Raw genomic sequence first — 13,637 nt, forward strand, 5'->3', positions numbered from 1 at the left:
CACGCCCCACAGCCGCGTGAGACCGATTGGTCCTGCGGGTCACACCGTGACCCGCAGGACCTCTTCGATCGTGGTGAGACCCTGCGCCACCTTGTCCCAGCCGTCCTGGCGCAGCGGGATCATGCCCTCTGCGATCGCCAGCTGACGGAGATCGGATCCGGTCGCGCGCAGGACGACCTGCTGCTCGATGTCGTCGCTCAGCGTCATGACCTCGTGGAGCGCGACGCGGCCGCGGTAGCCGGTGCTCGAGCATGCGGGGCACCCGATGGCCCGGTAGATCGTCGGGGGGTTCCACTCGTCATGGGGGAACCCGAGCGCTGCGAGCACCTCGGAGGACTCGCCGTACGGCTCGCGGCACCGCACGCAGAGCTTGCGCGCCAGGCGCTGGGCGACGACGGCGCTCAACGCCGTCGCCACCAGGAACGGCTCGCAGCCGATCTCGGTGAGACGCGTGAGGGCGCTCGGCGCGTCGTTCGTGTGGAGCGTCGAGAGCACCAGGTGGCCCGTCAGAGCCGACTCGATCGAGATCGTCGCGGTCTCGTTGTCGCGGATCTCGCCCACGAGGACGACATCGGGGTCGCTGCGCAGGATCGAGCGCAGGGCCGAGTGGAACGTGAGGCCGGCGCGGGTGTTGACCTGCACCTGATTGATGCCCGGGATGCGGTACTCGACGGGATCCTCGACGGTGATCACGTTGATCCTGGGATTCGCGATCGCGCGCAGCGCCGTGTAGAGAGTGGTCGACTTTCCTGATCCGGTCGGCCCGGTCGCGAGCACCATTCCGTGCGGACGGTCGATCGCGCGCCGGAACCTGTCGTGATTGGCCTGCGACATGAGCAGGTCGGACATCGCCATCGTCTGACCCGTGTTGTCGAGGATACGCATGACGATCTTCTCGCCCCACACGGTGGGCAGAGTGGCCACGCGCAGATCGATCTGTCGTCCCTCGTGCTGCACCGACAGTCGACCGTCCTGCGGGCGACGGCGCTCGGCGATGTCGATCGTCGACATGATCTTCAGGCGCGAGATGATCCCGTCCTGGATGGCGCGGTCCGCGCGCTGCATCTCGTGGAGCACTCCGTCGATGCGGAAACGCACGGTCAGCTGGTGCTCGCCGGGCTCGACGTGGATGTCGCTCGCACGGTCGTTGATGGCCTGCGCGATGAGGAGGTTGACGAAGCGCACGACGGGCGCGTCGGCATCCTGCTCCTCCAGCGACTCGGTGAACGTGAGCTGGGTCGGTCCCGCGTTCTCCTCGATCGCCATCGACAGCTCGGTGAGCTCTTCATCCGAGCGCAGGAAGCGTTCGAATGCCTGATGCAGCGCATCCGCCGCGACGACGACCGGTTCGATGAGCAGGTCGGTCACGCTCGCGACGTCGTCGAGCGCGAAGATGTCGTTCGGATCGAGGATGCCGACGGTCAGCCGGTCGCCGGCCCGCGAGATCGCGATGAGCCGGTACTTGCGGCACAGGGCGCTCGGAACGAGACCGATGATCGTCGGGTCGAGCGTCGTCGAGGCCAGGTCGACGTACCGGGTGCCCGATTGCACGGCGACGGCTTCGGCGACCTGCGCGTCGGTCACGACGTGATGGTCGACGAGGTAGCGCATCAGGTCGTCGGTGTCGCCGAGCTCGGCGAGCGCCTCGGACATCTGGGCAGCTCTGACGGCACCCGTCAGCACGAGCGTTTGTGCAATACCTCTCACAGGAGTCCCCAATCCTCCAGCGTCGCGACGTCGCGACGATTCCCCGATGGGGCTCCCCAGCCCCCGGTCACATCCTACGGTCTGACCTGCGGATCCACTCCTGTCAAGAGCAAGAACTGAGGCAACCCCGCCGATAGCCTGACGAAGTGAAAGGCATCATCGCGTGGGCGCTCGCACGCAAGCCCGTGCGCGCATTCCTGCTGTACTCCGAGCACCGCGGGCCGATGCTCGCCGACAGCATCACCTACCGCACGCTGTTCAGCGTCTTCGCCGGGGTGCTGCTGGGGTTCTCGCTCGCCGCGCTGTTCCTGGCGGGCAACCCGGCCGCCTGGGACGCGCTGGTGGATGCGGTGGATGCCGCGATCCCCGGCCTCGTCGGCGAGGGCGGCCTCATCGACCCCGCCGACATCCAGGCGCCCGTCGGGCTCACGATCTCCAGCATCCTGTCCCTCGTCGGTCTCATCGGCGCGGCGATCGGCGCCATCGGGTCGCTGCGCACCGCGCTGCGCTCGCTCGCCGACAAGGTGCACGACGACGTGCTGTGGGTATGGGTCCTGCTGCGCAACCTCGCGCTCGCGATCGGAATCGGCGCGGCGCTGGTCGTGTCGGCGGCCATCACGATGCTCGCGACGGCGGGCACGAGCGTGCTGAACGGATGGCTCGGGCTGGCCGATGACGATCCCCTCGTCGCGATCGGGGCCCGTCTCGTCTCGCTCCTGATCGTCTTCGTGCTGGACGTCGCGGTGATCGCCGTCCTCTTCCGGCTGCTGTCGGGCGTTCGGCCGAAGCCGCGCGCGCTGTGGACCGGCGCGCTGATCGGGGGCGTCGGGCTCGTGGTCCTGCAGGAGCTGTCGAGCCTCTTCGTGGGCGGAGCATCCAGCAATCCGCTCCTCGCGACCTTCGCCTCGCTCATCGCGCTGCTGCTGTGGATCAACCTGTCGACGCAGGTGATCCTGATCGCGAGCGCCTACATCATCGTCGGCGTCGAGGAGGACACCGATCGCGTGCGCGCCCGCTACGGTGCGACGACGTTCGCCGAGCGTCGTGCGAAGCAGGCGGAGAGGGCGGTCCAGGTCGCGACGGAGGAGCTCGCGCACGCGCGTGCGGACGTCGAGAAGGAGCGCTCGCCGTCCGTGTGACGGCCGTGTGAAATCTCGGCCGCACGGGCGGCTCCGATTCACGGCGATCACGGATCATCGGTAGGTTTTCCCTGTGTCTGCACATGAGCCCACGCCGCCCGCCGCGTCGCATCCCCTCGCCCTCGCTCCCGTCGCCGCGCCGCCCGCGTCCGTCGACGGGTTCGTGCGCGAGTTCCTGCGCAATCTGAACTTCGAGCGGGGCGTCGCGCTCTCGTCGTCGGCTCCGAACGACCGCTACATGGCACTCGCGTACACGGTGCGCGACTACCTCATGGCCCGCTGGCTCGAAGACCAGCGCCGGCAGCGCGAAGCCCAGGCCAAGGGCGTCTGCTACCTCTCGGCTGAGTACCTGCTGGGGCGCCAGCTCGACAACAACCTGCTCGCCGCCCGGCTCACCGAGGTCGCGACCGAGGCGATGGCCGCGTGCGGCATCGACATCGACGAGCTGCGGCAGCAGGAGGTCGAGCCCGGTCTCGGAAACGGCGGCCTCGGCCGGCTCGCCGCGTGCTTCATCGACTCGCTCGCGACGATGAGCGTGCCGAGCATCGGCTACGGCATCCGCTACGAGTACGGCATCTTCCGCCAGACGTTCGTCGACGGCCAGCAGGTCGAGCAGCCCGATGCGTGGCTCACCCTGGGCTCGCCGTGGGAGTTCCCGCACCCCGAGGCGGCGCAGAAGATCTGGTTCGGCGGTCACACCGAGCAGACGACCGACGATGACGGCGTCAGCCGCTCGAAGTGGGTCCCGGGCTGGCACGTGCTCGCCGTGCCGTACAACTACATGGTCCCCGGCTATCACAACGGCCGCGTCAACACGCTGCGTCTGTGGCGGGCCGTGGCATCCGACGCCTTCGACCTGCGCATCTTCAACTCGGGCGACTACGAAGAGGCGGTGCGCGCGCAGACGTTCGCCGAGAACATCTCCAAGGTGCTCTACCCCGAGGACTCGACGCCGCAGGGCAAGGAGCTGCGGCTGCAGCAGCAGTACTTCTTCGTCGCGGCATCCATCGCCGACTTCCTCGACCACCAGCTCTCCCACGACTACGACCTCGAGAAGCTCCCCGACCGCGTCATCTTCCAGCTCAACGACACGCACCCCGTCATCGCGGTGCCGGAGTTCATGCGCGTGCTCGTCGACGAGCGGGGGATGGACTGGGATGCCGCGTGGGCGATCACTCAGAAGTGCTTCGCGTACACGTGCCACACGCTGCTGCCCGAAGCGCTAGAGGTGTGGTCGGTCGAGCTTCTCGGACGTCTGCTGCCGCGTCACCTCGAGATCATCTACCGCATCAACGAGGACTTCCTGCTCCAGGTCCGCGAGCGGTTCGGCGACGACGAGATGCGCATCCGCAACATGTCGATCATCAGCGAGAATCCCCGCTCGGTGCGGATGGCGTACCTCGCCACCGTCGCGGGGGCGAAGGTCAACGGCGTCGCCGAGCTGCACTCGCAGCTGCTTCGCGAGAAGGTGCTGCCCGACTTCGACGAGTTCTATCCGGGCAAGTTCACGAACGTCACCAACGGCGTGACGCCGCGCCGCTTCGTCCGGCTTGCGAACCCGGGACTCGCCGGGCTCATCACCGAGGCCCTCGGCGCGGGCTGGACGGTCGACCTCGAGCGGCTCCGCGGGCTCGAGGCGTTCGCCGAGGATCCGGAGTTCCGGGACAAGTTCGCCGAGGTGAAGCGCGCCAACAAGCGCGTCCTCGGCGAGGTGCTCCGCGAGCGCGACGGGTTCGCGCTGAGCGAGGACCACATGCTGGATGTCATGGTCAAGCGGCTCCACGAGTACAAGCGGCAGATGCTCAAGGTCCTGCACATCGTGACGGCGTACGAGGGCATCGTCTCCGGTCGGACGCCGGCCTCCGCCGTGCAGCCGCGCACCTTCATCTTCGGCGCGAAGGCGGCGCCCGGCTACGCGATGGCCAAGCGCATCATCCACCTCATCAACGCCGTCGGGTCCGTCGTCAACGACGACCCGCGCGTCGAAGGCCGTCTCAAGGTGCTCTTCCCGCCGAACTACAACGTCACCCTCGCCGAGCGGGTGATCCCCGCGGCCGACCTCTCGGAGCAGATCTCGCTCGCCGGCAAGGAGGCTTCCGGCACGGGCAACATGAAGTTCGCGCTCAACGGGGCTCTGACGATCGGCACCGACGACGGCGCCAACGTCGAGATCCGCGAGCTCGTGGGCGACGACAACTTCTTCCTCTTCGGCATGACCGAGCCCGAGGTCGAGGCGCTCTGGGCCAAGGGGTACAAGCCGGCGGAGTTCTACCAGGCCGACCCGAGCCTGCGCCGCGCGATCGACCTCATCGCCTCCGGCGCCTTCTCGGACGGCGACCGCTCGGTGTTCGAGCCGATCGTGTCGAACCTGCTGTACGACGACCGTTTCATGGTGCTCGCCGACTACTCGTCGTACATCGCCGAGCAGGCGAAGGTCGACGCCGCGTATGCGGATCAGGATGCCTGGACCAAGGCATCCATCCTCAACGTCGCGCGGACGGGCTTCTTCTCGTCTGACCGCTCGATCCGCGACTACATCGACCGCATCTGGCACACGCCGCCGATCCTGTGAGCGCTCAGCGCGCGTAGCGCTCGACGAACGTCCGCAGGATGCGGCCGGTGTGCGTGACGGATGCGCGTCGCACGGCGGCGAGGGTGAGGTCGAGCTCGCCGGCGGCGAAGTAGCCGTGGTCGGCGTAGGCGTGGATGCGCGTCGTGATGCCGTCGAGGTCGAGCTCGGGGTGGAACTGCGTCGCGTAGACGTTGCGCCCGACCCGGAACATCTGCACGGGGCACGTCGGTGACGACGCGAGCAGCGTCGCCGACGGCGGAAGGACCGAGATGGCCTCCTTGTGGCCGACGAACGCGTCGAACGTGCGCGGCATCCCGACGAGAAGAGGATCGGATGCGCCCGCCTCGGTGAGGGTGAGTGGCACGACGCTGATGGGTTCGCGATAGGTGTCGTCGATCGTGGCGCCCTGGTGTGCGCCGACGGTGCCGATGCCGTAGCAGGCACCGAGGAACGGGAAGTCGCGCGAGACGACGTCGTCGAGCAGGGTCTGGAACTCGGCCTCGACCCGGTGCTGAACGGGGGACTTCTTCTCGGGCGGATCCGACGCGTTGAACGGCCCGCCGCCGACGAAGATCCCCGACAGGTCGTCGAGGTCGAATGAGGGCATCGGTCCGGCCTCGAGCCGGACGCGGATCAGCTCGTCGGGCGTCAGCCCCGTGAACCGCAGGAAGAGCGCGTACTCCTCATCGGCGGGCACGTCTTCGGCGCGGGTCGCGAGCAGGAGGAAGGGCTTCATCGCCTGCGATCCTATCTGTCGGGCGGCCGGGATAGGCTGGCGCCATGGCTATCGCACGACTTCACGGAGGCCCGCTCGACGGGCAGATCATCCCCCTCGAGCCGGGTGTCTCGGACGCCTACATCGTCCCGTACGGCGAGGGGCAGCTCGTGTACCACCGCGAAGGAGACGAGCAGCACACGGGCACCGACGACGGTCCGACCGAGGTGCGCTTCGTCTACGTCGAGGCGACGGAGGACATCGACCCGAACCCCGACGGACGTGACGACTGAGCCGCAGCGCTCCGTCGAGATCGAGCTGAAGTTCGACGTCGACGGCGACGCCGGCACGCCCGACTGGTCGGGCGTGCCCGGCGTCGCGTCGGTGTCGGCGCCCGAGTGGCGCGAGCTCGACGCGGTGTACTTCGATGATCCGGATACCGCGCTCGGCCGGGCCGGGTACGCCGTGCGTCGCCGCACCGGCGGCCCCGACGCCGGCTGGCACATCAAGGGTCCGCGTGGCGCGGACGGCGGCCGCGTCGAGCTGCACTGGCCGCTGGGCGACGGCGACGCGCCGCCGGCGGCCCTGACCGAACGGGTCTCGGCCGTTTCAACGGGCCCGTTCGCTCCGCTCGCCCGCATCAGGAACGCGCGTGCGGTGCAGTATCTGCTCTCGCCCGACGGCGATGTCGTGGCGGAGTTCGCCGACGATCACGTCTCCACCCGCGACGAGAGGTCCGGCGTCGAGCGCGCGTGGCACGAGTGGGAGATCGAGCTCGGCCCCGCCGGGCCGGAAGAACCAGCGGCGCGTGACGCGTTCTTCGCCGCCGTCGAGCGCGCAGCGATGGCTGCGGGCGCTCGTGCCGCGACATCCGATTCCAAACTCGCCCGCGCGTTGGGGGTGTGATCGTGGACTCCGAGACCTTCGAACGCTCGCGCACCGTCACGTGGGACGACCCGATGCCGCCGCTGGAGGCGTCGGCCGAGCTGTCCGGCTTGGAGTACCTCCGCGCCCTGATCGCGGGCGAGTACCCGCCCCCGCCGATCGCCCGCCTGCTCGGCTTCGACATCGTCGAGGCGCGCGAGGGCGAAGTGGTCTTCGAGTGCGAGCCGGGCGAGTACCACTACAACCCGCTCGGCACGGTGCACGGCGGGCTCGCCTGCACGCTCCTCGACACCGTGGTCGGCTGCGCCGCGCACACGACCCTCGCGAAGGGCGTCGGCTACACGTCGATCGACCTGAACGTGTCGTACCTGCGACCGATCCTCGCGACGAGCGGCACGCTGCGCGCGGTGGGCCGCGTCGTCAAGACCGGCAGCCGGGTGATCTTCGCCGAGGGCGTGCTGCAGGATGCCGCGGGCCGGTCGCTCGCGACGGCGACGAGCTCGCTGCTCGTGCTGGCCCGCTGAGCGCACCCGCAGACGAAGAACGGGCCCGGAGTGATCCCGGGCCCGTTCCTCTGTCGCGAGATCAGAGGTTGATCATGTGGCCGGCGAGACCGTGGAAGGCCTCCTGCACGGCCTCCGACAGGGTCGGGTGCGTGTGGACGTTGCGCGCCGCCTCGAGGGCCGTGAGGTCCCACTTCTGTGCGAGCGTGAGCTCGGGCAGAAGCTCGGACACGTCGGGGCCGATGAGGTGGCCGCCGAGGAGCTCGAGGTGCTCGCCGTCGGCGATGAGCTTGACGAAGCCGATGGGCTCGCCGAGGCCGTTCGCCTTGCCGTTGGCGGAGAACGGGAACTTCGCGACCTTGACGTCGTAGCCGGCATCCCGCGCCTGCTGCTCGGTGAGGCCGAAGGAGGCGACCTGCGGAGAGCAGAACGTCGCGCGCGGCATCATGCGGTAGTCGCCGAGCGTCATGGTCTCGGCCTTGCCGATGGTCTCGGCGGCGACGACGCCCTGGGCCTCGGCGACGTGCGCGAGCTGCAGCTTCGCCGTGACATCGCCGATCGCATAGATGTGCGGCACGTTGGTGCGCATGTAGTCGTCGATCTCGATCGCGCCGCGGTCGGTGAGCTTGACACCGGTCGCTTCGAGCCCGAAGCCCTCGACGTTGGCGGCGAATCCGATCGACATGAGGACCTTGTCGGCCTCGATCGACTGCTGCTCGCCGCCGCCCGCGGGGGAGTAGGTGACGGTGACCTTGTCACCCGAGTCGACCACGGTCTCGACCTTGGTCGAGGTGAGGATGTCGACCCCGAGCTTCTTGTACTGACGCGCGATCTCCTTCGAGACATCGGCATCCTCGTTGGGGAGAGCACGGTCGAGGAACTCGATGATCGTGACCTTGACGCCGTAGTTCGTCATGACGAAGCCGAACTCCATGCCGATCGCGCCGGCGCCCACGATGACGATCGACTCGGGCAGCTCCCGCGTCATGATCTGCTCTTCGTACGTCACGACGTTCTCGCTGAGCGTGACGCCGGGGAGGAGCCGCACGCGCGAACCGGTCGCGATGATGGCGTTGTCGAACGTGACCTCCTCGCTGGAGCCGTCGCTCTTGGCCACCGTGATGGCGTTCGGTCCCGTGAAGGTGCCGCGGCCCTCGTACTCGGTGACCTTGTTCTTCTTCATGAGGAAGTGGATGCCCTTGACGTGCGTCTCGGACACCTTGCGGCTGCGGTCCCACGCGACGCCGAAGTCGAACGACACGTCGCCCGAGATGCCGAAGAGCTCGGCCTGGTCGCGGAAGATGTGCGCGAGGTCGGCGTTGCGCAGAAGCGCCTTCGAGGGGATGCAGCCGACGTTGAGGCAGACACCGCCCCAGTACTTCTCTTCGATGATCGCGACGGAGAGGCCGAGCTGAGCACTGCGAACGGCCGCGACGTACCCGCCGGGGCCGGCACCGAGGATGACGACGTCGTAATGAGGCATACGAAAATCCTACTGGTCGGCGGGCGGCTCGGTTCCGTCCGAAAGCGCCCGCGCGCGGGCCTCGGCGAGCGCCTTCTGCTCGCGGGCGCGGGTGATCACGAGGAAGAGGACGGCACCCAGCGCCCCGACCAGGACGATCCCGCCGATGACCCACGGCCATGCGCTCGAGAACGCCGAATCCTCGGGCTCCGGCGCGGTCGTCGGCGTCGGCGTGGCAGTCTCGACGGGGGTGGTCTCGGTGGGCGTCGGAGTGGGTGTCGGGGACGCCGTCGGAGTCGGTGCCCCGGCGACGGTGAAGTCCAGTTCGCCCGAGATCGGGTGCCCGTCGCTGGAGACGACCTTCCACAGCACCTTCACCGCGCCCGACGCGTCGCCCTCGAGCGGCACGATGAGCACGTTGTCGGTCGTGACCAGGTCGCCGACCGCGATCGGGCCGGCGGCGTCGCTCAGTTCGACGATGGATGCCCCGGGCTCCTCCGAGATGTTGCCGCTGAAGGTGAGTGTCACCTGCGCGGGCGACGCGGGCATCTCCTGCCCCGGTGTCGGGTCGGAGCCGATGAGCTCGTCGTGCGCACTCGCCGGCGAGGCGATGAGCAGTCCGCCGAAGGCGAGCACCGTCGCGGCGAGCGCGGCGGCGGCGAAGCGGGCGGAAGACCTGGGGGAGCGGCTGTATCGAGACATCCCCTCCAGGCTATCGCCGCACCCTGTGTGCTTCGGATGCGTGCCCGCCGTGCGGCGAGGCGCACCGCGAACCGAGATCGGCGCCGCATATGACGGGCGTGTGAATTGCTCCTGAGGGTGCGCGCCATGGGGTGACGTGCGCATGCGGCCGGAGTAACGTGCCGATCACCGGGCACCCGGCCCGGGGGATGCGGAGTGCGAGATGGACTCGATGATGATGGGCGCGATGTCGAAGGCGTCGATGCCGGGCATGGAGAAGATGGACATGGCCGTCATGCAGGCGTGTATCGACGCCTGCTCGGCCTGCGAGCAGGCGTGCACGATCTGCTCGATGCAGGGCATGGACTGCGCTCCGGCGTGCATGAACTGCGCCGACATGTGCAACACGATGATGCGCTCGATGCTGCGCATGGAGGGCATGACGCCCGCCGTCATGATGGCGATGCTCGACGCCTGCATCGCCATGTGCCAGATGTGCATGGACGAATGCATGGAGCACGCCGACATGAGCGACGTCTGCCGCATGTGCGCTCAGTCGTGCAAGGCCTGCATGGACGCCTGCATGGCGATGAAGGACGCCATGATGCCGATGATGGCCTGACTCCCTCTCGGGGATCAGACCCGCGCGGTGTTGAAGCGCTCGCGACCGATCGCGAGCACGTCGTAGCGCCCGTGGATCGCGACGGGCGTTCCGACGACGGCGATGGATGCCGCACCTCCGGCGCTCCAGACCGTGATGGCGGCACCGCCGTCGAGCGGCGCGACGACGACCTCGCCGCGCGCGGCGTCCGCCGCCGAGACGACGCCGTCGACCCATTCCGTCGGCGTCGCCGACGCGAGACGCGTCTGGATGAGGTGGAGCGCGTGACCCGGAGCGTACGAGGAGCAGGTCCCGCCCGTCGCGCACATGCACGCCGCACGCTCACGCACCGAGCGGGGCGGAAGGTGAAGGCGCGGGGTCGACACGGGAGTCTCCTGTCAGTAGGTTCGATCTCTGATCAGGCTAGGTCGAGCGCCGGGGCGGAGCATCCGGAGCGACACAGTGTGAAACATGACGGACGAATGCTCTGGGGGCGGAATCCGGACATCGTCGTCGACCGCCGATCAGTTAGGCTTGCAAGCCAGAGGAGGATCATCGTGAGCGACAATCGCCGACCCGAACCGGATGAGATCCGACGGGTTCCCGGCGTCGAGGGTGACGGGGGATCGTCCGAGCGCTCGACCGATACCACCCAGACGTTCGGCCATGACTCCGACCTCTCGTTCGTGCCTTTCGGCAGCGAACTCTCCGAGGCCGAGCTCGAAGCGATCGGAGCGCTCCCCACCGGCGCCGCTCTCCTGGTCGTGCGTTCCGGACCGACCGCCGGAGCCAGGTATCTCCTCGACACCGACGTGACGACGGTGGGCCGGCATCCCGAAGCCGACATCTTCTTCGACGACGTCACGGTGTCCCGCCGTCACGCCGAGATCACCCGCGACGGGGTCTCCTTCGAGCTCGTCGACCAGCGATCGCTCAACGGGACCTACGTCAACGGCGAGCGCGCCGACCGGTCCACGCTGCGCAACGGCGCCGAGGTGCGGATCGGCAAGTTCCGACTGAACTTCTTCGTCTCGCCCGCCGATCTCGCGCAGGCTGCGGCCGACTGATGCCGGCGGTGGCACCCGGCGAACGGTCCTCGTCCGCCGGGCTCTTGAGCATCGGTCAGGTCCTCGCGCGACTCTCGCCGGACTTCCCGGGCCTGTCGGCGAGCAAGCTGCGCTTCCTCGAAGTCCAGGGCATCATCTCGCCGACGCGCACCGAGTCCGGCTATCGCAAGTTCTCGCCCGCCGACCTCGACCGTCTGCGCCTGGCGCTGACGCTCCAGCGCGACCACTTCATGCCGCACAGCGTCATCCGCGACTACCTCGCCGACCTCGACGCCGGTCGCGATCCCGTGCAGCCCTCCGCCGTGCCGTCGATCGTCGCGGCGCCCCGTCGCTATCGCCGTGCGGAGCTCCTGGCCGCGGCGGGCGCCGCCCCGCAGCTGCTCAACGATGCGATCAGCACGGGGGTCATGGTGGGCACGGACGCCTACACCGACGAGTCCGTCGCCCTGCTGCGCGCCCTGGTAGCGCTCGACCGTCACGGCATCGAACCGCGTCACGTGCGCGCGCTGCGTCAGAGCGCGGAGCGCGATGTGACCCTTGTCGAGTCGGCGCTGTCGCCCCTGCTGCGTCGCACCGACGCGACATCCCGCGGGCGGGCCGCGGAACTCGCACCCGAGCTCGCGAAGCGGCTCGACGAGGTGCGAGGGATCTTCGCGCGCGCGGCGATAGAGAAGCTGCTGGGCTGAGCAGATCAGCGCGACACGCCCGAAGCGGATGTCGTTGCCGCAGGCTCGGTGCTGATCTAGCGTTGAGGTGTCCGATGTCGGAGGGGGGATGAGCATGAATGCTCGTGAAACGACGGGCGAAGCATCCTTCGCCGACGACCTCCTTTTCACCGACGGCATGCCGCAGATGGACGACGAGGTCGGCTACCGCGGTGCGGTCGCCGCTCGAGCCGCCGGGATCACCTATCGCCAGCTCGACTACTGGGCACGCACCGAACTCGTCCAGCCGACGGTGCGCGGCGCGTCGGGCTCGGGCTCGCAGCGGCTGTACGGGTTCCGCGACATCCTCGTCCTCAAGCTCGTCAAGCGTCTGCTCGACACCGGGATCTCGCTCCAGCAGATCCGCACGGCCGTCGAACAGCTGCGCGCCGCCGGCATCCGGGATCTCGCGGGCACGACGCTCATGAGCGACGGTGCGTCGGTCTACCTCTGCACGTCGAACGACGAGGTCATCGACCTCGTGAGCCGCGGGCAGGGCGTGTTCGGCATCGCCGTCGGCAAGGTGCTGCGCGAGGTCGAGACGACGCTCGTCGAGTTCGATCCGCAGGCACCCGACGTGCAGGACGAGCTCTCGGCTCGCCGCGCCGCACGCACGGCCTGAGACCTGACGCCCACCGGGGGTCCTCGGTCCGAGTACCGGAACCGCGGGAACACACAGCCCGAGAAGTGGGGCACGGTGCGCAGCCACGGCCGCGCGGGGGAGGGCGGCGGGCGTTATGCGCCGGGAGTCGGGATGCGGCCCGTGCGCATGACGCGATCGAGCAGCGCGTCGAAGTCGGCTGCGAGCTCCTGAGCGGAGTCGCCGGGCCAGATGTGCAGGGGCTTGGCAGCGCCCTGCGCCTGCTGCAGCGACGTGCGCTCGGGCAGCTGCGGCGAGAGCACGAGCGGGCCGAACATGTCGCGGAGCTCCTTGATGCGGAACTGGTGCTCGATCGACTGCGGGCGCACGCGGTTCACGACGATGCCGAGGGGCTGCAGACGCGGTGAGAGTCCGCGGCGGATCTCTTCGATCGCGCGCAGGGCGCGGTCGGCGGCCGCGACCGAGAAGAGTCCCGGCTCGGTCACGACGATCACCCGGTCGCTGGCAGCCCACGCCGTGCGGGTGAGCGCGTTGAGCGAGGGAGCGCAGTCGATGAGCACGAGGTCGTAGTCGGGCTCGATCGTGGCGAGCGCCTCTTCGAGCTTCCAGACGTCGCGCACGCTCGGGTGCGGGCCGTCGAAGTTGATGGCCGACGGGCTGCCGATCATGACGTCGATCGTGCCGGGATGCACCTTCGCCCACCCGCTCGAGGTGATGGCCTGACGGACCACCTTCTCCTTGGGGTTGGCGAGGACGTCGGCGACATTGAGTCGGCCGGCGACCTGGATATCCATGCCTGTCGAGACATCCGACTGGGGGTCGAGATCCACCACGAGGGTCCGGACGCCCCGCGCGAAAGCCGCGGATGCGAGCCCCAGCGTCACGGTCGTCTTGCCGACCCCGCCTTTGAGCGAGCTGACGGAGAGTACGTGCACAAGCGTCTACGTTACCGTCCAATAGGCTGTGTTCACACTCAGCCCCGCCGGTGGGCCTGTCTGCG

15 protein-coding genes are annotated in these 13,637 nt (G+C 68.7%); 9 read left to right on the forward strand and 6 right to left on the reverse strand.

Annotation, left to right across the window (positions count from 1 at the left end):
* Nucleotides 1-39: 39 nt before the first annotated feature.
* Nucleotides 40-1,707 carry a GspE/PulE family protein gene (locus ACTIFV_RS17900; protein WP_439594163.1) on the reverse strand — a complete coding sequence of 556 codons (1,668 nt, stop codon included), beginning with the start codon at nucleotides 1,705-1,707 and terminating at the stop codon, nucleotides 40-42.
* A 146-nt stretch (nucleotides 1,708-1,853) separates the two neighbouring features.
* On the opposite strand from ACTIFV_RS17900, the gene ACTIFV_RS17905 reads away from it, so the two are divergent.
* Nucleotides 1,854-2,846, forward strand: a complete 993-nt coding sequence (locus ACTIFV_RS17905; RefSeq protein ID WP_439594164.1) for a YihY/virulence factor BrkB family protein — start codon at nucleotides 1,854-1,856, stop codon at nucleotides 2,844-2,846.
* Between the two features lie 73 nt (nucleotides 2,847-2,919).
* Entirely contained in the window at nucleotides 2,920-5,418 is a 2,499-nt protein-coding gene (locus ACTIFV_RS17910; RefSeq protein WP_439594165.1) for a glycogen/starch/alpha-glucan phosphorylase, read from the forward strand.
* 4 nt (nucleotides 5,419-5,422) lie between these two features.
* Here ACTIFV_RS17910 and ACTIFV_RS17915 read toward each other — a convergent pair whose 3' ends face one another.
* Nucleotides 5,423-6,154 carry a glutamine amidotransferase gene (locus tag ACTIFV_RS17915; RefSeq protein ID WP_439594166.1) on the reverse strand — a complete coding sequence of 244 codons (732 nt, stop codon included), beginning with the start codon at nucleotides 6,152-6,154 and terminating at the stop codon, nucleotides 5,423-5,425.
* A 44-nt stretch (nucleotides 6,155-6,198) separates the two neighbouring features.
* Between ACTIFV_RS17915 and ACTIFV_RS17920 the strand changes: the two genes are divergently transcribed.
* From ACTIFV_RS17920 to ACTIFV_RS17930, 3 genes are read left to right on the forward strand one after another with little or no spacing between them, the layout of a single operon-like run.
* The gene (locus tag ACTIFV_RS17920; protein ID WP_439594167.1) at nucleotides 6,199-6,426 is read left to right on the forward strand and encodes a response regulator; all 228 of its coding nucleotides are present in this window, start codon (nucleotides 6,199-6,201) and stop codon (nucleotides 6,424-6,426) included.
* A complete protein-coding gene (locus ACTIFV_RS17925) occupies nucleotides 6,416-7,039 on the forward strand; it encodes a CYTH domain-containing protein (protein WP_439594168.1) in 624 nt (207 codons plus the stop codon). Before ACTIFV_RS17920 ends, ACTIFV_RS17925 begins: the two co-directional genes overlap by 11 nt.
* Nucleotides 7,040-7,041: 2 nt before the next feature.
* Nucleotides 7,042-7,542, forward strand: a complete 501-nt coding sequence (locus ACTIFV_RS17930) for a PaaI family thioesterase (protein ID WP_439594169.1) — start codon at nucleotides 7,042-7,044, stop codon at nucleotides 7,540-7,542.
* Nucleotides 7,543-7,603: 61 nt separating this feature from the next.
* Here the strand turns inward: ACTIFV_RS17930 and lpdA are convergent, their stop codons facing one another.
* On the reverse strand, nucleotides 7,604-9,004 hold the full coding sequence (gene lpdA / locus ACTIFV_RS17935) for a dihydrolipoyl dehydrogenase (protein WP_439594170.1): 1,401 nt from the start codon (nucleotides 9,002-9,004) through the stop codon (nucleotides 7,604-7,606).
* 9 nt (nucleotides 9,005-9,013) lie between these two features.
* Nucleotides 9,014-9,685: a copper resistance CopC family protein gene (locus ACTIFV_RS17940; protein ID WP_439594171.1), complete on the reverse strand. Its 672-nt coding sequence runs from the start codon at nucleotides 9,683-9,685 to the stop codon at nucleotides 9,014-9,016.
* A 202-nt stretch (nucleotides 9,686-9,887) separates the two neighbouring features.
* Here ACTIFV_RS17940 and ACTIFV_RS17945 point away from each other — a divergent pair, with 202 nt between their 5' ends.
* The gene (locus tag ACTIFV_RS17945; protein WP_439594172.1) at nucleotides 9,888-10,286 is read left to right on the forward strand and encodes a hypothetical protein; all 399 of its coding nucleotides are present in this window, start codon (nucleotides 9,888-9,890) and stop codon (nucleotides 10,284-10,286) included.
* A gap of 14 nt (nucleotides 10,287-10,300) precedes the next feature.
* Here ACTIFV_RS17945 and ACTIFV_RS17950 read toward each other — a convergent pair whose 3' ends face one another.
* Nucleotides 10,301-10,651 carry a hypothetical protein gene (locus ACTIFV_RS17950; protein WP_439594173.1) on the reverse strand — a complete coding sequence of 117 codons (351 nt, stop codon included), beginning with the start codon at nucleotides 10,649-10,651 and terminating at the stop codon, nucleotides 10,301-10,303.
* 171 nt (nucleotides 10,652-10,822) lie between these two features.
* Here ACTIFV_RS17950 and ACTIFV_RS17955 point away from each other — a divergent pair, with 171 nt between their 5' ends.
* The 3 genes from ACTIFV_RS17955 to ACTIFV_RS17965 all read left to right on the forward strand — a co-directional run bounded on the left by ACTIFV_RS17955 (nucleotide 10,823) and on the right by ACTIFV_RS17965 (nucleotide 12,658).
* Nucleotides 10,823-11,332: an FHA domain-containing protein gene (locus ACTIFV_RS17955; RefSeq protein WP_439594174.1), complete on the forward strand. Its 510-nt coding sequence runs from the start codon at nucleotides 10,823-10,825 to the stop codon at nucleotides 11,330-11,332.
* Nucleotides 11,332-12,018: a transcriptional regulator FtsR gene (gene ftsR, locus ACTIFV_RS17960; protein ID WP_439594175.1), complete on the forward strand. Its 687-nt coding sequence runs from the start codon at nucleotides 11,332-11,334 to the stop codon at nucleotides 12,016-12,018. Before ACTIFV_RS17955 ends, ftsR begins: the two co-directional genes overlap by 1 nt.
* Before the next feature lie 94 nt (nucleotides 12,019-12,112).
* A complete protein-coding gene (locus ACTIFV_RS17965) occupies nucleotides 12,113-12,658 on the forward strand; it encodes a MerR family transcriptional regulator (protein WP_439594176.1) in 546 nt (181 codons plus the stop codon).
* A 113-nt stretch (nucleotides 12,659-12,771) separates the two neighbouring features.
* Here the strand turns inward: ACTIFV_RS17965 and ACTIFV_RS17970 are convergent, their stop codons facing one another.
* A complete protein-coding gene (locus ACTIFV_RS17970; protein ID WP_248147653.1) occupies nucleotides 12,772-13,572 on the reverse strand; it encodes a ParA family protein in 801 nt (266 codons plus the stop codon).
* Nucleotides 13,573-13,637 lie beyond the last annotated feature (65 nt).

Origin of the sequence: Microbacterium sp. (genome assembly GCF_051860965.1) — a bacterium.
Lineage (GTDB): Bacteria > Actinomycetota > Actinomycetes > Actinomycetales > Microbacteriaceae > Microbacterium.

What these genes read in the sequence shown, in the direction of transcription:
- ACTIFV_RS17965 (WP_439594176.1), top strand. Translation starts at nt 12,113, where the DNA reads ATGAATGCTCGTGAAACGACGGGCGAAGCATCCTTCGCCGACGACCTC.
- ACTIFV_RS17940 (WP_439594171.1), bottom strand. Translation starts at nt 9,685, where the DNA reads ATGTCTCGATACAGCCGCTCCCCCAGGTCTTCCGCCCGCTTCGCCGCC.
- ftsR (WP_439594175.1), top strand. Translation starts at nt 11,332, where the DNA reads ATGCCGGCGGTGGCACCCGGCGAACGGTCCTCGTCCGCCGGGCTCTTG.
- ACTIFV_RS17945 (WP_439594172.1), top strand. Translation starts at nt 9,888, where the DNA reads ATGGACTCGATGATGATGGGCGCGATGTCGAAGGCGTCGATGCCGGGC.
- ACTIFV_RS17920 (WP_439594167.1), top strand. Translation starts at nt 6,199, where the DNA reads ATGGCTATCGCACGACTTCACGGAGGCCCGCTCGACGGGCAGATCATC.
- ACTIFV_RS17915 (WP_439594166.1), bottom strand. Translation starts at nt 6,154, where the DNA reads ATGAAGCCCTTCCTCCTGCTCGCGACCCGCGCCGAAGACGTGCCCGCC.
- lpdA (WP_439594170.1), bottom strand. Translation starts at nt 9,004, where the DNA reads ATGCCTCATTACGACGTCGTCATCCTCGGTGCCGGCCCCGGCGGGTAC.